The sequence below is a fragment of the Bradyrhizobium sp. LCT2 genome (assembly GCF_009931255.1).
Classification (GTDB): Bacteria; Pseudomonadota; Alphaproteobacteria; order Rhizobiales; family Xanthobacteraceae; genus Bradyrhizobium; species Bradyrhizobium diazoefficiens.
Window position 1 is genome coordinate 2,939,804 of record NZ_CP034432.1, and the last position, 16,997, is coordinate 2,956,800.

18 protein-coding genes are annotated in these 16,997 nt (G+C 65.8%); 5 read left to right on the top strand and 13 right to left on the bottom strand.

What is annotated here, in order from left to right:
• Positions 1 to 133 precede the first annotated feature (133 nt).
• Positions 134 to 379, top strand: coding sequence for a hypothetical protein (locus EI171_RS14385; protein WP_161533660.1), 246 nt, complete (start codon positions 134 to 136; stop codon positions 377 to 379).
• 8 nt (positions 380 to 387) lie between these two features.
• Here the strand turns inward: EI171_RS14385 and EI171_RS14390 are convergent, their stop codons facing one another.
• Together EI171_RS14390 and EI171_RS14395 are read right to left on the bottom strand one after the other, a co-directional pair.
• Positions 388 to 1,713, bottom strand: coding sequence for an ATP-binding protein (locus EI171_RS14390; RefSeq protein ID WP_161533661.1), 1,326 nt, complete (start codon positions 1,711 to 1,713; stop codon positions 388 to 390).
• Positions 1,714 to 1,727: 14 nt separating this feature from the next.
• Complete coding sequence (locus EI171_RS14395) at positions 1,728 to 2,498, bottom strand: response regulator (RefSeq protein WP_028176288.1); 771 nt, start codon at positions 2,496 to 2,498, stop codon at positions 1,728 to 1,730.
• A gap of 180 nt (positions 2,499 to 2,678) precedes the next feature.
• Between EI171_RS14395 and EI171_RS14400 the strand changes: the two genes are divergently transcribed.
• Positions 2,679 to 3,248, top strand: a complete 570-nt coding sequence (locus EI171_RS14400; protein WP_161533662.1) for a hypothetical protein — start codon at positions 2,679 to 2,681, stop codon at positions 3,246 to 3,248.
• 222 nt (positions 3,249 to 3,470) lie between these two features.
• Complete coding sequence (locus EI171_RS14405; protein ID WP_028176286.1) at positions 3,471 to 3,998, top strand: PRC-barrel domain-containing protein; 528 nt, start codon at positions 3,471 to 3,473, stop codon at positions 3,996 to 3,998.
• Between the two features lie 220 nt (positions 3,999 to 4,218).
• Here the strand turns inward: EI171_RS14405 and EI171_RS14410 are convergent, their stop codons facing one another.
• From EI171_RS14410 to EI171_RS14445, 8 genes are all read right to left on the bottom strand, one after another.
• Positions 4,219 to 5,430: an ABC transporter substrate-binding protein gene (locus tag EI171_RS14410; RefSeq protein WP_161533663.1), complete on the bottom strand. Its 1,212-nt coding sequence runs from the start codon at positions 5,428 to 5,430 to the stop codon at positions 4,219 to 4,221.
• A 263-nt stretch (positions 5,431 to 5,693) separates the two neighbouring features.
• Positions 5,694 to 6,524, bottom strand: a complete 831-nt coding sequence (locus EI171_RS14415) for an ABC transporter permease (protein WP_063921533.1) — start codon at positions 6,522 to 6,524, stop codon at positions 5,694 to 5,696.
• The gene (locus EI171_RS14420) at positions 6,521 to 7,783 is read right to left on the bottom strand and encodes an ABC transporter permease (RefSeq protein ID WP_161533664.1); all 1,263 of its coding nucleotides are present in this window, start codon (positions 7,781 to 7,783) and stop codon (positions 6,521 to 6,523) included. Before EI171_RS14420 ends, EI171_RS14415 begins: the two co-directional genes overlap by 4 nt.
• Positions 7,784 to 7,805: 22 nt before the next feature.
• Positions 7,806 to 8,864 carry an ABC transporter substrate-binding protein gene (locus tag EI171_RS14425; protein ID WP_161533665.1) on the bottom strand — a complete coding sequence of 353 codons (1,059 nt, stop codon included), beginning with the start codon at positions 8,862 to 8,864 and terminating at the stop codon, positions 7,806 to 7,808.
• A gap of 56 nt (positions 8,865 to 8,920) precedes the next feature.
• On the bottom strand, positions 8,921 to 10,030 hold the full coding sequence (locus EI171_RS14430) for an ABC transporter ATP-binding protein (protein ID WP_161533666.1): 1,110 nt from the start codon (positions 10,028 to 10,030) through the stop codon (positions 8,921 to 8,923).
• Between the two features lie 136 nt (positions 10,031 to 10,166).
• Positions 10,167 to 11,735, bottom strand: coding sequence for a DUF4403 family protein (locus EI171_RS14435; protein WP_161533667.1), 1,569 nt, complete (start codon positions 11,733 to 11,735; stop codon positions 10,167 to 10,169).
• Positions 11,736 to 11,875: 140 nt separating this feature from the next.
• Complete coding sequence (locus tag EI171_RS14440) at positions 11,876 to 12,514, bottom strand: glutaminyl-peptide cyclotransferase (protein ID WP_161533668.1); 639 nt, start codon at positions 12,512 to 12,514, stop codon at positions 11,876 to 11,878.
• Positions 12,515 to 12,542: 28 nt separating this feature from the next.
• Positions 12,543 to 13,763, bottom strand: coding sequence for a helix-turn-helix domain-containing protein (locus EI171_RS14445; RefSeq protein WP_161533669.1), 1,221 nt, complete (start codon positions 13,761 to 13,763; stop codon positions 12,543 to 12,545).
• Positions 13,764 to 13,913: 150 nt separating this feature from the next.
• On the opposite strand from EI171_RS14445, the gene EI171_RS14450 reads away from it, so the two are divergent.
• Both EI171_RS14450 and EI171_RS14455 read left to right on the top strand, forming a co-directional pair.
• Positions 13,914 to 14,708, top strand: coding sequence for a DUF899 domain-containing protein (locus tag EI171_RS14450; protein ID WP_161533670.1), 795 nt, complete (start codon positions 13,914 to 13,916; stop codon positions 14,706 to 14,708).
• Positions 14,701 to 14,979 carry a hypothetical protein gene (locus EI171_RS14455; RefSeq protein WP_161533671.1) on the top strand — a complete coding sequence of 93 codons (279 nt, stop codon included), beginning with the start codon at positions 14,701 to 14,703 and terminating at the stop codon, positions 14,977 to 14,979. The genes EI171_RS14450 and EI171_RS14455 overlap by 8 nt, the downstream gene beginning before the upstream one ends.
• 103 nt (positions 14,980 to 15,082) lie before the next feature.
• On the opposite strand, the gene EI171_RS14460 is transcribed toward EI171_RS14455, so the two are convergent.
• The 3 genes from EI171_RS14460 to EI171_RS14470 all read right to left on the bottom strand — a co-directional run bounded on the left by EI171_RS14460 (position 15,083) and on the right by EI171_RS14470 (position 16,906).
• Positions 15,083 to 15,421 carry a GIY-YIG nuclease family protein gene (locus tag EI171_RS14460; protein ID WP_161533672.1) on the bottom strand — a complete coding sequence of 113 codons (339 nt, stop codon included), beginning with the start codon at positions 15,419 to 15,421 and terminating at the stop codon, positions 15,083 to 15,085.
• Between the two features lie 233 nt (positions 15,422 to 15,654).
• On the bottom strand, positions 15,655 to 16,077 hold the full coding sequence (locus EI171_RS14465; RefSeq protein ID WP_246740539.1) for a cytochrome c family protein: 423 nt from the start codon (positions 16,075 to 16,077) through the stop codon (positions 15,655 to 15,657).
• Between the two features lie 112 nt (positions 16,078 to 16,189).
• Positions 16,190 to 16,906: a L,D-transpeptidase gene (locus EI171_RS14470; RefSeq protein ID WP_161533674.1), complete on the bottom strand. Its 717-nt coding sequence runs from the start codon at positions 16,904 to 16,906 to the stop codon at positions 16,190 to 16,192.
• Positions 16,907 to 16,997 lie beyond the last annotated feature (91 nt).

The window sequence follows — 16,997 nt, forward strand, 5'->3', positions numbered from 1 at the left end:
GAGCCGCTGTTACGACGCAATGCTGGCGTAGCTGAGCCTCGGGGCGGACGACCCCGCTCGCGACAGTACGTCTGTCTATTCGCGCGCAGACGCGAAAGCGAGGATGAAAACGCTGCAAATCGGGAGAGGTGCCATGACAAAAACCAACATGGCCAACGCGGACTTTGTCAGCGCGGACTTGGCCAAGGCACATTTCGGCGACATCCCCCGGCAAAATCCCTGTGCTCAATGCGGCGCGCCGATTCCGAAGCCCGACTGGATCGAGCCGGGCGAGGGGCGCATCTCCTATCTCTGGACGTGCCGCGCCTGCAATTATCAGTTCGAGGCGGTGGCGATCTTCGACGAGGTCGCCGTCACGCACACCCCGCTCGCGGCTTAAGCGACGCTCTACGCGGCGAGCCGCGGCTCCTGCCAGACCGGCAGCTCCATCCGCACGATCAGCCCGTGCGGCGTGCGGTCGTGCAGCGACAGCGTTCCGCCATGGGCGATCGCGATCGCGTGCGCGATCGACAGGCCGAGGCCGAAGCCGGTGGACTCGTCCATCGTGCGCGCATCGTCGCCGCGCGCGAACGGCTCCAGCATCTCCTGCTTGCGTGCATCCGAAATGCCGGGGCCGTCGTCCTCGACGTCGATGACGAGCCTAGTGCCGGATATGTCGAGGCGGATCGTGACCTCGGCGCCGTAGCGCACGGCGTTCTCGACGAGGTTGGTGACGCCGCGATGCAGGTCGTCGGGGCGCGCGGCCGCGGTGGCCGAAGCGGGGCCGTCATAGTGCACGACATGGCCCATGTCGCCGAACTGGTCGGCAATGAGCTGGAGCGTGCTGGCGATGTCGACCAGCGTCACCGCCTCGACGTTGCGGTCGTTGCGCAGGAGCGACAGCACGGATTCCAGCATCGAGCGCATCTGGTCGAGATCGATCAGCATGCGCTTGCGGTTGACCTCGTCCTCGATGAACTCGGCGCGCAGGCGCAGCCGCGTGATCGGCGTGCGCAGATCGTGGCTGATCGCCGCCAGCATTCTGGTGCGATCCGACATCAGCCGCGCGATCCGCTCATGCATGCGGTTGAGCGCGCGCGCCACCGAGCGGATCTCCTCCGGGCCGCGCTCGGGCAGCGGATCGGCTTCGCCGTCCAGGCTGAAATTCTCGGCGGCTTCGGCAAAGGACGACAGCGGCGCGGCCAGCGCGCGCGCCGCCCACAGGCCGAGCACGGTGACGCAGATGAAGGTGGTCATCAGCGCCGTCAGCCACGGTGCGCCCCAGAACCACGGCCGCGGGCCGCCATCGACACGGCCGGCGATCACGCTGCCGTCTGGCAATTCGACGCCGACGCGGTGCGCGGTGTCGTCGGCGGCGAGCTGCGCCACCTTGTAGCCGCGCCCGAGATGACGGCGCATTCCGCGCAGGTGCTGGCTGTCGCTCGTCGCGACAATGGCCGCCGTGCCGGGCGCGTGCATCTCGATGCCGAGCTTGGGAAAGGCGCGCGCGAGGTCGGCGACGAGGCGCGGCCGCTCGCCGGCCTCGGCCGAGCCGAGCAGCAGCGCGGCATCGGTCAATTGATGGGCGCCGTCCGGCGGCGTGTCCGGGCGGTCCGGCCGGCTGATCAGGAAGGCGGCGGTGACGACGAGATGGAGCGCGACGGTGGAAGCCAGCACCAGGGCTGCGATCTGCCCGCCGATACCCTTGAGATGGAAGAACCCGAACGGCTTCATCGTCGGCGCCCCCTTCAGTTGCCCAGGGGGACCGCGACCACTCCGGTGCTTGCTGCTTCAGTTCTCGCTGCTTCAGTTCTTGGCGTGAACAGATAGCCGCCGGAGCGCACCGTCTTGATGATGGTCGGATCGTGCGGATTGGGCTCGATCTTGCGGCGGATGCGGCTGACCAGCACGTCGATGGAGCGTTCGAACGAGCCGGTGTTGCGGCCCTGCGTGAGGTCGAGCAGGCTGTCGCGCGACAGCACGCGGCCCGGCCGTTCGCAGAACGTCCTGAGCAGATCGAACTCGGCGCTGGTCACTGCGACGCGCGCGCCCTCCGGGTTGCGCAGCTCGCGCAGGCGCAGGTCGATGCGCCAGCCCTCGAAGGCGAGCGTGCTCGCGCCTTCGATCGAGCTCGCCGCCTGGGCTGCGGCCTGGCGGCGCAGCACCGCGTTGATGCGGGCGAGCAGCTCGCGCGGGTTAAAGGGTTTTGCCAGATAGTCGTCCGCGCCCATCTCGAGGCCGACGATGCGGTCGACGTCCTCGCCGCGCGCGGTCAGCATGATGATCGGCGTCTGCGCCTCCGAGCGCACCTTGCGGCAGAGGCTCAGGCCGTCCTCGCCCGGCAGCATGACGTCGAGGATGATGAGGTCCACGCGATGATCGGCCATGGCGCGCGACATCTCGCGGCCATCGCTCACGGCGGTGACGTTACAGGCGTTGTTGCGCAGGTACTTCGCAATCAACGTCCGCGTTTCGCGGTCGTCCTCGACGACCAGGATGTTGGGATTGAGAATGGCCATGCGCTTTGTTTGTCCAAGATTCGGGCCAAAAGGCGAAGATTTTTGTTTCGGATTGTTTCTGCAGGCCCCGTCGCAATGCCGGGACACACCCGGGCAGTGGAGCGGCAAGATCTCGTTAAGGCCGTTAACCATACCGTGGCGCGGCCATACAAGAAACCCCGCAAGATCCACGGAGCCATCATGACCTCGATTTCGGCGGCCTCCGCCGGTACCCATCAGTCGCCGCTACAGCGGCTGCAGCAGGAATTGCAATCGGAAGTTTCCGCCGGCACGATCTCGTCGTCGGACCAGTCCGCGCTCTCGACCGCGCTGACCGACATCGACACGGCGCTCCAGCAGAGCCGCTCGAGCGACCAGTCGAGCGGCGCGCGTCCCTCCAGGGACGACATGAAGTCGAAGATCGACGACCTCATCTCCAACGAGGTGTCGAACGGGACGCTGACCTCGGACCAGGCCGAACAGCTCAAGGGCGTGTTTCAGTCCGCCTTCGCGCGCGGTCCCGGTGGTGCGGGCGGAGCCGGTGGCGCAGGCGGACCGCCGCCCGGCCCGCCGCCGGACGACGGTTCTTCGGATCCGTCGTCGACGGACTCCACCAGCAGCACGTCGAGCTATTCGACGACGGCGGAGATTCTCCAGCAATTCCTCCAGGCGCTTCAGCAGTCGCAATCGTCGGCGTCGTCGTATGGTGCCAACGGCAACTCGTCCAGCAACTCGGATTTCTCCGCACTCCTGATCGACTACAAGAGCTGACCTGAGCGACGCAGGTCGGCGCGTTCCCCGCCGCGCTCGTGCTTCACCCAGGGCGCATGATCGTCGGCGGGGAACTGTGCATTGGAACGTTCCTGCGTGACGTGAGGAACTTTCACTGCAACGCAGCGCCACCGTTGTGCGACGAAATCGCCGCAGCTTAGGAACTGCGCGTGATCGGCGCTGTTCTCTCCATACGAGTTTTTGCTGAAGGAGAGGACAACAATGCTGATGAAATCAATCGCCGCCGGCCTTGCCGGCACCGCGCTGCTTGCGACTGCTGTGTTTGCGCAATCGCCGACCGCCACCACCGACAAGGCGCCGACCGCGGCCACCACCACGACGACCACGTCGGCCTCGGGTGAATGGCGCACGTCGAAGATGCCGGGCCTGAAGATCTACAACGACGCCAACGAGAACATCGGCTCGATCAACGATCTGCTGATGGACAAGAGCGGCGCCATCAAGATCGCCGTGATCGGCGTCGGCGGCTTCCTCGGCATGGGCGAGCATCTGGTTGCCGTGCCCTATGACAAGCTGAAGTTCGTCAATGAGGCCGTCGCCTATACCGGCGCGGCCGGCACAAATCCGAACGCCAAGCCGGCGACGACCACAACCACGGGTGCCGCGACCGGCACCGACAAGACCGCGACGACCGTGACGGCTTCGTCGAAGTGGTATCCGGACCACGCCGTGTTCAACGCGAGCAAGGACGAGCTGAAGAACATGCCCGAGTTCAAGTACTCGGAGTAATGCGGTTCGCGTGACGATTTGAACGACGCGCGCCCGGTTTTCGCCGGGCGCGCTGTCGTGCTCTTCCTCACCTCTCCCCGCTTGCGGGGAGAGGTCACTTCGCATCGAAGATGCGAAGTGGGTGAGGGGGACTCTCCGCGAGTCTAACTGTCACCGTCGTTGTGGAGACTCCCCCTCACCCCAACCCTCTCCCCGCAAGCGGGGAGAGGGAGAGCCCTGTTTAGTGCGTCACCAGCGGGCAGCCGCCCTTGTCGAGCGGACGGAATGCCTCGTCGCCGGGCACGGTGGCGATCAGCTTGTAGAGATCCCACTCACCCTTGGACTCCTCGGGCTTCTTGACCTCGAACAGATACATGTCGTGGACCATGCGGCCGTCGATGCGGATCTTTCCGTTCTTTGCAAAGAAGTCGTTGACCGGCGTTGAGCGCATCTGCTCCATCACCTTCGGCGCCTCGTCGGTCTTGATGGCCTCGATCGCCTTCAGATAGTGCATGGTTGCCGAATAGAGGCCGGCCTGGATCATGGTCGGCATGTGCCCGACCTTCTCGTTGAAGCGTTTCGAGAAGGCGCGCGTCTCCTCGTTCATGTCCCAGTAGAACGCGTCGGTGACGATCAGGCCCTGCGTCGCCTTGATGCCGAGCGAATGCGTGTCGGTGATCTCCTGCAGGAGCGCGATCATCTTCTGGCCGCCCTGAGTGAGGCCGAACTCGGCGGCCTGCTTCAGCGCATTGGTGGTGTCGCCGCCGGCATTGGCCAGCGCGACCACCTTGGCCTTGGAGGCCTGGGCCTGGAGCAGGAAGGAGGAGAAGTCCGACGAGTTGAGCGGATGGCGGACTTCGCCGAGCACCTTGCCGCCGCTCTCCTTGACCACGTTGGCGGCATCGCGCTGCAGCGCCATGCCGAAGGCGTAGTCGGCGGTGACGAAGTACCAGGTGTCCTCGCCGCGCTTCACCATCGCCTTGCCGGCGACGTTCGACAGCGCATAGGTGTCGTAGGTCCAGTGCACCGTGTTGGGCGAGCAGGCGACGCCGGTGATATCGGAGGAGCCGCCGCCGGAATTGATGTTGATCTTGTTCCTTTCCCGCGTCAGCGCCGAGATCGGCAGGGCGACCGATGAGGTCGGCACGTCGAAGATCGCGTCGACCTTGTCGTTGTCGTACCAGTTGCGGGCGATGTTGACGCCGACATCGGGCTTGTTCTGGTGATCGGCGGCAACCACCTGGACCGGCTTGCCCGCGACCTTGGCGCCGTAATCGGCGACCGCCATCTCGACGGCGGCGAGCGAGCCCTTGCCGGTCGCGTCCGCATAGAGGCTCGACATGTCCGTGAGCACGCCGATCTTGACGACATCGTCGGAAATCTGCGCCCGCGCCGTGCCGCATGTAGCGGCGAGCGCGAGACCGACTGCTGTGGCGGCGATGAGTTTTTGCATGTTGTTTTCTCCCTGTGTGTTGTTGTTTGGGGCGTTGTTGCGGGGATTGTTCTAGCGACAAACGGTCGCGGCAGCTAAGCCAAAGATGCGTGAGGGGGATGAGAAATATGGAGGGGGTCTGTCGTCATTCCGGGGCGCGCCCTCTGGGGCGCGAGCTTTGATGCGCAGTTGCGCATCAGAGAATCCATTCATCCACCGTCGCTGCGGCCCGCTGTCATTCCGGGCTCGCGCTGCGCGCGCCCCGGAATGACAGCGGGGGCCTTTCAGGCGCTGCTGCCCTTGAGCCGCTCGTTGCGCCGGCGCAAGCCTTCCAGGGTGGCGAGGAGGATGACCGATACCGTGGTCAGAATCACCGCCGCTGCCGTGATGGTCGGGCTGATGTTCTCGCGGATGCCGCTGAACATCTCGCGCGGCAGGGTGCGCTGCTCCGGACCTGCCATGAACAGCACGATCACCACCTCATCGAAGCTGGTCGCGAAGGCGAACAGCGCACCTGAGGCGAGGCCCGGCAGGATCAGCGGCAGGATCACGCGGCGGAACGCATCAAGCGGCGAGGCGCCGAGCGAGGCGGCGGCGCGCGCCAAATTGGTGTCGAAGCTTTGCAGCGTCGCGCCGACCGTGATCACCACAAAGGGCGTTGCCAGCGCGGTGTGGGCCAGGATCAAGCCGAGGTAACTGCCGGTCAGCCCGATCGGCGCGAAGAAGAAATACAGGCCGACCGCGGTGATGACGCCGGGCACGACGACCGGCGACAGCACGAACGCGAGCACGAGCGGCTTGAACCGGCTCTTCCACTGCGCCAGCCCCAGCGCGGCCAAAGTACCAAGCACCATCGACAGCAGAGTCGAGGCAACGCCGATGATCATGCTGTTCTTCAGCGAATTCATCCAGCGCGGCGAATTGATGAAATCGTCGTACCAGCGCAAGGAGAGGCCCGGCAGCGGATAGGTGAGGTACGAGCCCGAGCTGAACGACAGCGGCATGATCGCCAGGATCGGCGCGATCAGGAAGATGAACACCAGCGTGGAGATGATGATGGTCGCGGTCCACGCGATGCGCTGGCTGGGCGTGCGGAGGGTGGAATTGTCGCTCAATTCTTCATTCCTCCCGTGACCTGCTGGCCCTGCACCAGCTTGCCGTAGACGAGAGCGAGCAGGACAGTGGCGAGCAGCAGCACCGCACCCAGCGCCGAAGCAAGGCCCCAATTGGCCGTCTCGGTTGTGTAGAGCGCGATGAAGTAGCTGATCATCTGGTCGGCGGCGCCCCCGACGAGTGCCGGTGTGATGTAGTAGCCGAGCGCCAGGATGAAGACGAGCAGGCTTCCCGCGCCGATGCCGGGCAGCGTCTGGGGCAGGTAGATCCGCAGGAAGGCGGTGAGTGGTGGCGCACCGAGCGAGGCGGCGGCGCGCATGTAAGCAGGCGAGATCGCCTTCATGCTGCTGTACAGCGGCAGGATCATGAACGGCAGGAGAACGTGGGTCATGGCCACGCAGACGCCGAAGCGGTTGTAGATCAGGCGCAACGGCTGGTCGATGATGCCAAGCCACTGCAGGCTGTCGTTCACGACGCCCTTGCTCTGCAACAGCACGATCCAGGCACAGGTGCGGACCAGAAGCGATGTCCAGAACGGCAGCAGGACGAAGATCATCAGCAGGTTCGACCGGCCCGGCGGCAGCGTCGCCAGCAGGTACGCGACCGGGAAGCCGAGGATCAGGCAGAGTGCCGTGACGCTGAGGCTGATGAGGAAGGTGCGGGCGAACACGTCGCGGTAGATGGCCTGATCCGGCGGAGCTGCGACGATCGCGCCGTCCGCGTTCCGCGTCAGGTCGAGCGCCGCCAGAAGGTAGAAGCCGGTCGTTGGGCCGCTGGCGTCCTTGATCGTTGTCCAGGTGGCGCGTTCGCGCCATGCCGGATTGATCCTGCCCAGCGTCTCCTTGGCCGCCCCTCGCTCCGGCGCCGCCTTCAGATTGCGTGCCGTGCTGGTCAGGATCGTGCGGAAGCCGTTCAGCGCGTAGTTGAGCCGCTTGGCCGCGACGGCCATGGTGCCGGACGCGCGCGCCGCCTGGATGTCGCTTGCCAGCGCTGCAAAGGCCTTTTCGTCCGGCAGGTCCTTGCCGTCCCAGTCGGCGAGAGCAGCTATGGTCTGCGGCAGAACCTGGCGCACCTCCCGGTCATCGACGGCGCGCCACAGCATGCCGGCGATCGGGCCTGCGAAGGTGAAGAGCAGGAAGACGAGAAGCGGCGCTACCAGCGCCAATGCCTTGACCTGGCGTGTCCGCTCCGCACGCCTCAATCGGCGCTTGAGCGGCACCTCGGTCGACGCATCGGCGCCGGTCAAAAGCGCATTCGTCATTGGTCGAGCCTTGCGGGGCGCGCTATTTCGCGGCCCATTTGTTGAAGCGCTCGGTCAAGCGGTCGATGTTCTCGAGCCAGAAGGCAACGTTGATCTCGACCGCGTTCTTGATGTTGTCAGGCGCTGTCGGCAGGTCCTTCAGAACGGCGGGCGCGAGCAGAGCGGCTGCGTCCTTGTTCGAGGTGCCATAGGCAATGTTCTCCGACAGTTTTGACTGGTTCTCCGCCTTGCCTGCAAAGTCCAGGAATTTGTAGGCCGCGTCCTTGTTCGGGCTACCCTTCAGGATGACCCAGCTGTCGAGGGTGAAGAGCGCGCCGTCCCACACCATGCCGAAATTCTTCTTCTCGTTCTTGTTCGCGGTGTCGATGCGGCCATTGTAGACCGAGGTCATCGCCACCTCGCCGGAGGCGAGCAGTTGCGGCGGCTGCGCGCCGGCCTTCCACCAGACGATGTCGCCCTTGATGGTGTCCAGCTTCTTGAACGCGCGCTCGACGCCTTCGTCGGTCGCCAGCGCCTTGTAGACGTCCTTCGGCGCGACGCCGTCGGCCATGAGGGCGATCTCCAGCGTGGTCTTCGGGCCCTGACGCAAGGCGCGCTTGCCCGGAATCTTCTTGGTGTCGAAGAAGTCGGCCCAGCCATTGGGGGCCTGCTTCAGCTTGTCCTTGTCGTAGCCGAGAACGAAATCGTAGAGGATGGCGCCGACGCCGCAAGCGTTGACCGATGGCGGGATATAGGCGGCCTCGCCGCCGATCCTGGAATAGTCAAGCTTCTCGAACAGGCCTTCCTCGCAGCCGACCGCGAGTTCGTCGCTCTCCACCTGCACGACGTCCCAGGTGGCGGCACCACCCTGCACCTTGGCGCGCAGCACGCCGACACCGCCGTCCCAGGACTCGTCGTTCATCGGAGCCCCGGCCGCCTTCTTGAACGGCTCGAAATAGACCTTCTTCTGCGCATCCTGATACGCGCCGCCCCACGACACGACGGTGAGGTCACGCGCCTGTGCGACCGTGGCCAGCGCAACGCTGGCGCTGAATGCCGCGACGAAACCCAGAGCAATCCTGCCAGTTTTGCGCTTCAGCATGGTCCTTGTTCCTTCTTCATGTGCGTTACGTTGACGTTGATCGTTGCAGGTTCGGATCAAACGGGATCGAGGGCGAGGCAATCTTCGGGCCGGAAGGTGATGAACACGCTTTCGCCAGGAATGAGACTGTGATGCGCTCCCGGCTGAAGCTTGACCATGAACTCCCCGTTGCCGGCGACATCGAGCACGGCCAGCGCGTGGTCGCCGAGATAGATGGTGTTCTGCACCCTGGCCGGCAGCCGGTTCGGTCCGTCGCTGGAGGTGCCGTCCGGGACAATGGCGACGCGCTCCGGCCGCACCGACAGGGATGTCGATGCGCCCGCGCCTGATACATTGACCGCCCGTGCGGTGACGGCGCCGCCACCCGCCAGCGCGACCCGGCAATAGTCCTTGTCGACCGTCTCGACGGTGCCGGCCAGCACGTTGTTTTCGCCGATGAAGTGAGCGACGAAGCTGTTCACCGGATGCTCATACAGCGCGTCGGGCCTGTCGATTTGCTGCACGATGCCGTCGTTGAACACGGCAATGCGGTCCGACATGGTAAGCGCTTCACTCTGATCGTGGGTGACGTAGACGACGGTGATGCCCATCGTCTCGTGCAGTTGCTTGATCTCCAGCTGCATCTGCTCCCGCAGGCGCTTGTCGAGGGCGCCAAGGGGCTCGTCCATCAGCACGAGTTGCGGATTGAAAACCAGCGCGCGAGCCAGCGCCACGCGCTGCTGCTGACCGCCGGACAGCTGCCCGGGCCGCCGGTGCGCCAGGGTTTCCATCTTGATCATGCGGAGCGCCGCCCTGACGCGCTCCTGCGCTTCCGCCTTGTTGATTTTGCGGACGGAGAGCGGGAAGGCGATATTCTCCGCGATCGTCAGGTGCGGAAACAAGGCATAGTTCTGGAACACCATGCCGATGTCGCGCTTGTGCGGCGGCATGTTCTTGATCGGCCGGTCTGCGAGATAGATCTCGCCATGGGTCGGAACCTCGAAGCCAGCCAGCATCATCAGCGTGGTCGTCTTGCCCGAGCCCGACGGGCCGAGCAGGGTGATGAACTCGCCCTTCCTGATGTCGAGGTCGAGGTTCTTCACCACGAGGTGCTCGCCATCATAGGTCTTCTGTATGCCGGAAAATCGCACCAGTGCCGGCGCAAGCGTGACCATGCCGGCTTCCATGTTGTCCTCGCGTCATCGGCTACAGTGCTGTCAGGACCTCGTTCGAGGTTGCGAAGAACAGCTTAGCATCCTCCGATGAGAATGCTAGCGGCGCAAGCGACGAAGACACGCGCTGGCTTGGTTGAGTGAAGACGCGCTACATCCCCGACAGCTTCGTCACGTACACGTTGAGCGAGCCGCCGGCTTCCGCGACCACGCGCAGCGTCTTGGAATCGAAGGCGATGTCGGCGAGCGTCAGGCTGTCGATCTTCGCGTCGACCTTGAGGCCGTCCTCGCTCTTCTGGTAGTCAGAGATCGCGGCCGCGATCTTCTCGCGGGCGTTGGCGGCGATCGGCTTCAGATCGAGCGTCGCCTTCTGCACCAGCGCCTGCTGCATCTGCGGCACCACCGCGCGCGCCGCCGCGCCGAGCAGCCCGAAGGCCGCCTCGGATTCCACCGCGAGCTGGATGTCGGCGAGCCGCAGCGTCTGCTGCGCCTGGTCGAGCATCGGTCGGCCCCAGATATGCACGGTCGCCTCGGCGCCGAGGCCGAGCCAGCTCTTCTTTTCTTTCGCGCGCACCAGAAGCGAGATCAGCAACCGGTCGCCGGACGGAACCACGTTGACGCTCTTCACGGTGACGTCGACCGGGCCCGAGCCGTCCTCGGGATAGGTGTGGCCGACCATCTGCGCCGCAATGAGCTTGTTGATCTCGGTGAAGGGCACGTCGATCGGCACGCCGATGCTCACGCCGGTGCCGGTCGGCGGCACGATCGAGATCTTGTCGGGGAACGGGCAGTCCGGCTTGGACGGCGCCGAGGTCACGCGCGTCTCCAGCTCGAGGCCAAGCAGCAGCGTCACGTTCTGGGCGTCGACGCGCGGCTGCGCGGCGATGGCGCGGGTCGGTTTCATCTCGAGCCAGAGCGGCGGCAGCGCCGCCGACGAGCCCGAGCCTTGCAGCGGGATCGTACGGCAGGCCTTGGCCCATTGCAGCTTGGCATTCTCCCGCAGCGACGGATCGTTGCGGATGCGCTCGGAGACGATGTTGATCTGCTCGCCGACGTTCTTGTCGATCAGCGGCTTGACCTGCGCCGGCACGTTGACCTTGGCGCCGGAGACGTTGAGGTTGGTGTCGCCGAGATTGACCTGCGCCCCGAGATTGGGCTCGAGATGCCAGTTGGCCGCGAGCTTCGGACGCGAGGTGACGACCACGTTGCCCTTGATCTCGGCGCTGGCGTTCAAGTTCTTGATGTTGACCGCGCCGATCCGTTTCGCCGCGTCACCGCCGAGCACGCTGCCGAGCGCGTCGCCGAGTGCGCCCGTGGCTTTGGCGGACAGCGAGCCCGTCACGTTCAGCTTGCCGCTGAGCGGCGTCGAGATGGTCAGCACGTCCTTGTCGCCGGCAGCCGCCATCGGTCCGCGCACGGCCGACCAGCCGATGTCGGCGTTCTCCAGGATCTGCGAGATCGGATTGTCGGCCTTGCCGGCGAAATTGCGCGGCGCGGCCTTCTCGGCCTGCTCGCGGATCGCCGAGATCGCGATGGCGACCGGCGCGACCACGATCGAGCTCTTCGAGGCCGGCGGCAGCGGCGGCAGCTGTGCGACCGGGGGCGCGGAATTGGTCGCGCGCGGCGACAGCCAGTCCATCGCCTTCAGGCTGATGAAGAACGACGCCGCGAGCACCGCCACGGCAATCAGGATAGTCTTGAAATTCAACGCCAGACGCATCTCACCCCCAGGCCGCCCGCGAGGGATTCTACAGGGCGGGAGAGGAGGGCGCTAGAGCGCATCGATGGGGTGGAATTGGGGCGAATGTGTTAACGGCCGCGTGCGCGCCGTTGCCGCACATTCAGGCCGTCATCGCGGGGCTAGCCGCGCCGCGGACGGCGGACCGCTCTCACATTGCCGCGATCTCCGCCACCGCAGTAGAAACGGTCACCGCCATCGGACTCCAGGCCCGAGACCATCGTGCCCGCCGGCAGGTCGAGCTGCTCCAGCACCTTGCCCGTCTCAGGGTCGATCCGCCGCACGTCGCTTTCGTCGCCTTCCCAGGTGCCGTGCCAGAGCTCGCCGTCGACCCACGTCACCCCGGTCACGAAGCGCTTGCTCTCGATGGTGCGGAGCACCGCCCCGGTCTCCGGATCGATCTGATGGATCTTGCGCTCCCGATATTGGCCGACCCACAGCGAACCCTCCGCCCAGGCAAGTCCGGAATCGCCACCGCCGCCGGGCGCCGGGATGGTGTTGACCACCTTGCCGGTCGCGGCGTCGATCTTCTGGATGCGGTCCTCGGCGATCTGGAACAGGTGGCGGCCGTCGAACGCCGTCCCGGCGTGCGCGGCGACATCGATCGAGCGAGTGAGCTTGCCGCTGGCCGGATCGACCGCGTTCAGCTTGTCGCCGGATGCGAACCAGACATGCGTGCCGTCATAGGTCACGCCGTGCACGGCCTCGACACCCGGAAAGGGCCCGTACTCCCTGACGATCTCGGCGGCTGAACGTTTCATGTGCTTGATCCCCGTGAACTGATCCATCTTACGTCTTCAGCAGCGGCGTGGGGAGTAACAAGCCTGTCGGGAAGCCCGGGACGGGCGGGGTCATCCAGCGGCGCGCCCGTCCGTGTCCGAACGACTGCACCTTGTTCGATCGCGCGAGCTCCTCGAGCGCGCGCTGCACGGTGCGCGCGCTCGTTCGGAGCGCCAGCGCGAGCGCCGAGCTCGACCACGGCTCGCCATCGGAGAGGAAGGCGAGGACGGCGGCGTGCTTCTCCTCGACGGGCCGGGCCAGCACGAGGACGTCGCGCGTCTTGCGCGGCGCCAGCACAAAACCCTGCTTCGTCGCGCTGACATCGGCCAGCGGCTTGAGCTGGGTGCGGAGCCGCCCGATCTCGACGCGCAATCGCGCGCGATGCGATTCATCGGCGTGCTTCGCCCGGAACGCACCTGATATCAGCGTCTCTCGCGAGACATCCGCGGGCCAAGCCTGCGCCAGAAGACGGGCGAGCGCGAACAGCACCGGCCGCGTTCCGAGCGACACGGCAACGCCTTGCCTGCGCACCACATGATGGAAGGTGTCGACGACGAGCGCCGTCGAGGTCGCCAGTCTTTCGACCTCCCCGAGCAACAGCGGGTGTTCGCTGCCGCGCGCGATCAGGCGCGCGGCCGGCGTGTCGAGGATGCGGTTCGCGCTGTCGACCTCGGCCGAGAGTGCCGGGATTCCCGCCAGCCGCGCTGCCTTTGCCGCGCGGCTGAGTGCGGTGCGCGCGGTTTCCGTCCTGAGCCGTCGGATCGCGATGCCCGCGACCACCAGCTCGCGCGCCACCTGGGACGCAGGCGGGAGCGATGCGCTGCCGACCTCGACCAGCGTGCGCTCGGCCTCGTCGATGCGCCCGAGGAGGAGGAGACGGCGCGCCTCGATGTGGCCGGCATGGGCGGCATTGGCGAGATCGCCATGCTTTTCGAGCGTCGCCCGCGCGGCCGCGAGCGTCTTCGCGGGCCAGCTCAGGTCGCGCGAGACGAGCGCGATCTCGGCTTCCGCCACGACGCATCTTGCGCGTGCCACCGCCTCTCTCGGACCGAAGGCACGCGCGGCGCTGCGCAGCAGCGTCTTCGCCTTTGCGAGATCGCCGAGCTGCGCCATCGCGATGCCGCGCAGCGCCAGCGACGGTGCATCGTTGCGCAAGGCGACACGATTCAGTGCGCCGAGCGGATCGCCGGCTTCGAGCGCACGCGCCGCGGCGGTGATCAGCGACTCCATTTCAATCCCGCCACACTTGTTACTCCCACCACGCAACCGCTTGGTGCCAGAAATCGTTGACGGCCGACAATGTGCGGTGAGGGGCGAGCGGTTCCACGTCTGCCAGAGCGCGACGCGGAATTGGCGCCCGGGAGAGAGGTTTGGAGAGCCATGATGACATCAGCAGAAAAAGCAGGAAGTAACGGACAGGCCGCCATGCAAACACCGCCGGTGGTGTCGCCGCAGGACTGGGAGGCAGCCCGTCAGCAACTGCTCGTGAAGGAAAAGGCGCATACCCGCGCCCGCGACGCGCTGGCCGCCGAGCGCCGGCGCATGCCCTGGATGGTCGTCGACAAAACCTATGCGTTCGAGGGGCCCGGCGGCAAGGTCAGTTTGCTCGACCTGTTCCAGGGCCGGCGGCAGCTGATCGTCTACCGGGCCTTCTTCGAGCCGGGCGTGTTCGGCTGGCCGGATCATGCCTGCCGCGGCTGCTCGATGGTCGCCGACCAGGTCGCCCATGTATCGCACCTGAACGCCCGCGACACCACGCTGGTCTTCGCCTCGCGCGCGCCGCAGGCCGATATCGCCAGGCTGAAGAAGCGGATGGGCTGGACCATGCCGTGGGTCACCATCACCGACAGCTTCGATGCCGATTTCGGCGTGGACGAGTGGCACGGCACCAACGTGTTCTACCGCGACGGGACGCGCATCTTCCGCACCTATTTCGTCAAGAGCCGCGGCGACGAGCAGATGGGCGGCACCTGGAACTATCTCGACATCACGCCGCTCGGCCGGCAGGAGGTCTGGGAGGATTCACCCAAGGGCTATCCGCAGACGCCGACCTACAAATGGTGGAACTGGCACGACAGCTATGTCGAGGGCGCTGCGCCCGACAAGCGATGGGTCGAGGTCACGGACGCCGGCGGGAAGGCGTTTCGCGAGGAGGCCGCGGAAGGTCGTGACTAGTCCCGTCAGCGCAACTGCGCCCGCCAGCTGCGATGGCGTGACGGCCGGGCGCCGCCTCGCCAGATGGCTGGCCTTGGCGGCGACGCCGACCTTCGCGGTCATGGCCATGCTGACCGCCGCGCTCGGCGGCGGCCCGGCGGACATGCTGTGCGGCGCCGGGCAGGGCTCTCTGCTCGGCGGCATGGTGCCGATGTATCTCTTGATGAGCGCGTTTCATGCGGCGGCGTGGCTGAGGCTGATCGCGGAGCGGCGAGGGGCGGGCGGCGGGTGAGAGGCTATCCCGTGCACGCCTCGGCCTTCGAGACGCCGCTGACGCGGCTCCTCAGGATGAGGATCAACTGGCATCCGTGCTTCAGCAAAGTGTCGCCGCACACTCAGCCCTCATCCTGAGGGCCCGCCGCAGGCGGGCGTCTCGAAGGATGATGTGATCCGCGCTTCGCCAATTCATGCAGCTCGGCAAAATCGCCGCGCATGAAGGCTTCCTTCTTGGCGCGGCTCCATTTCTTGAGTTTGCGTTCGCATTCGATCGCGTCCGTGACCCTGTCGAACCATTGCGAGAATACGAGCGTCACTGGCCTGCGTGACTTTGTATAGCCCGCGAACGCGCCGGTGTTGTGCTGCGCGATCCTGATTTCGAGTTCGGTTCGTGTTGTACCGATGTAGTAGCTGCCATCGGTGCATCTGAGAATGTAGAGCCACACGCCTTCAGTCATCGTGCACGCCTCGTCCTTCGAGACGACCGCTTCGCGGTCTCCTCAGGATGAGGCTAACTGGCATCTGCGGCTTGGTGCAAGAGATGAGTCGTGGTTGTTCGAGCTAACGGACGCCTCGGGAATGATTTGAAGCCACACACTCAGTCCTCATCCCGAGGGCCCGCCGAAGGTGGGCGTCTCGAAGGATGCGCTGCGATTTCCGATGCGGGCCTCAACACGTGGCACCGGCGCCGCTATTGTGCGCCCGACGCCGCCTGCAGATACGCAACCACCTTGGCTGCTTCGTCCGCGGAGACGCCGCCATAGGGCTGCATCTTGTTGCCGGAGACAACTTCATCCGGCTTGACCATGAAGCGGGTGAGCTTGTCCTGGTCCCAGACGAAGCCGGCTTCCTTCATCGACGGAGAGTAGTTGTAGTCGGGCAGCGAGCCTGCCTTCCGTCCAACAATCTTGCTGAGATTGGGGCCCAGACGATTGTCGCCCTCCTTCACCGAGTGGCAGGTGCGGCAGGAATTGTTGAACGCCTGCTGAGCTGCCTCGTCGTTCGCAGGTTGCTGGGCGCGCGAAGAGGGCGCGGACAGGAGCAGCGTCAATGCCCCGGCGCGGGCGATCGGGCGCAGCCATCTGCTTGGCGATGTTTGCAGGCGGGATTGCATCTGCGCCTCCATCGGGGATCGCGCCGCAACAGGCGCGCATCGGGATGTCGAGGGCCAACGAAAACGGCCCCGGTGGGTTCCGGGGCCGTTTGCGTCACAATGTCCTGTCGCTTTAGCGGGTCGCGGCGCCGAGCTCTGCGCGTCGCTCGGTCATCGGCAGCACGATCACCTTGGTGCCGACGCTGACGCGGGAGTAGAGGTCGGTGACGTCGTCGTTGGTCAGGCGGATGCAGCCTGAGGAGACGTGCTTGCCGATCGTGTCCGGCGCGTTGGTGCCGTGGATCCGGTAGATGGTGCCGCCGAGATACATGGCGCGGGCCCCTAACGGGTTGCCGGGGCCGCCGGCCATGTGGCGCGGCAGATAGGGCTGGCGGGCGATCATCTCCGGCGGCGGGGTCCAATCCGGCCACTCGGCCTTCTTGGTCACCGACTGGATGCCGGACCAGGTGAAGCCGTCGCGGCCGACGCCGATGCCGTAGCGAACGGCCTGGCCGTTGCCCAGCACGTAGTAGAGATAGGTGTTGGGCGTATCGATGATGATGGTGCCCGGCGCTTCGCGCGTCGCGTAGGAGACGGTCTGGCGGCGGAAGCGGGCCGGCATCTCGACCGCGTCCTGATCCTCGGAGGGCGCGCTCTGATAGGTCGGCGCCTGGTAGGGCTGATAGGGCTGGATCGGCTGCGGCGCGGCCATCGGCGGCAGCGGCTGGAAGAAGGGGAAGAGCTGCACCGGCGCGGCCTTGGCCGGACCTGCGAATGCGATTGCGGAGATCGCCACTGCACTGAAAGCAACGGCGCGCGAGTACGTCTTGAACGTGTCCAGATTGAACATGTGGTCGCCCCTGTTTGCGCGGGTGTTCGTGGTCACCCCGGCACCGTTGCGGTGCTCTGTTGCCTGGATCACTAACGGAAAGAAGTTTCGG

Bases quoted from the DNA above. Each gene is read 5' to 3' on its own strand.
- EI171_RS14385 (WP_161533660.1), top strand. From the start codon at position 134: ATGACAAAAACCAACATGGCCAACGCGGACTTTGTCAGCGCGGACTTG.
- EI171_RS14390 (WP_161533661.1), bottom strand. From the start codon at position 1,713: ATGAAGCCGTTCGGGTTCTTCCATCTCAAGGGTATCGGCGGGCAGATC.
- EI171_RS14395 (WP_028176288.1), bottom strand. From the start codon at position 2,498: ATGGCCATTCTCAATCCCAACATCCTGGTCGTCGAGGACGACCGCGAA.
- EI171_RS14400 (WP_161533662.1), top strand. From the start codon at position 2,679: ATGACCTCGATTTCGGCGGCCTCCGCCGGTACCCATCAGTCGCCGCTA.
- EI171_RS14405 (WP_028176286.1), top strand. From the start codon at position 3,471: ATGCTGATGAAATCAATCGCCGCCGGCCTTGCCGGCACCGCGCTGCTT.
- EI171_RS14410 (WP_161533663.1), bottom strand. From the start codon at position 5,430: ATGCAAAAACTCATCGCCGCCACAGCAGTCGGTCTCGCGCTCGCCGCT.
- EI171_RS14420 (WP_161533664.1), bottom strand. From the start codon at position 7,783: ATGACGAATGCGCTTTTGACCGGCGCCGATGCGTCGACCGAGGTGCCG.
- EI171_RS14425 (WP_161533665.1), bottom strand. From the start codon at position 8,864: ATGCTGAAGCGCAAAACTGGCAGGATTGCTCTGGGTTTCGTCGCGGCA.
- EI171_RS14430 (WP_161533666.1), bottom strand. From the start codon at position 10,030: ATGGAAGCCGGCATGGTCACGCTTGCGCCGGCACTGGTGCGATTTTCC.
- EI171_RS14435 (WP_161533667.1), bottom strand. From the start codon at position 11,735: ATGCGTCTGGCGTTGAATTTCAAGACTATCCTGATTGCCGTGGCGGTG.
- EI171_RS14440 (WP_161533668.1), bottom strand. From the start codon at position 12,514: ATGAAACGTTCAGCCGCCGAGATCGTCAGGGAGTACGGGCCCTTTCCG.
- EI171_RS14445 (WP_161533669.1), bottom strand. From the start codon at position 13,763: ATGGAGTCGCTGATCACCGCCGCGGCGCGTGCGCTCGAAGCCGGCGAT.
- EI171_RS14450 (WP_161533670.1), top strand. From the start codon at position 13,914: ATGATGACATCAGCAGAAAAAGCAGGAAGTAACGGACAGGCCGCCATG.
- EI171_RS14460 (WP_161533672.1), bottom strand. From the start codon at position 15,421: ATGACTGAAGGCGTGTGGCTCTACATTCTCAGATGCACCGATGGCAGC.
- EI171_RS14465 (WP_246740539.1), bottom strand. From the start codon at position 16,077: ATGCAATCCCGCCTGCAAACATCGCCAAGCAGATGGCTGCGCCCGATC.
- EI171_RS14470 (WP_161533674.1), bottom strand. From the start codon at position 16,906: ATGTTCAATCTGGACACGTTCAAGACGTACTCGCGCGCCGTTGCTTTC.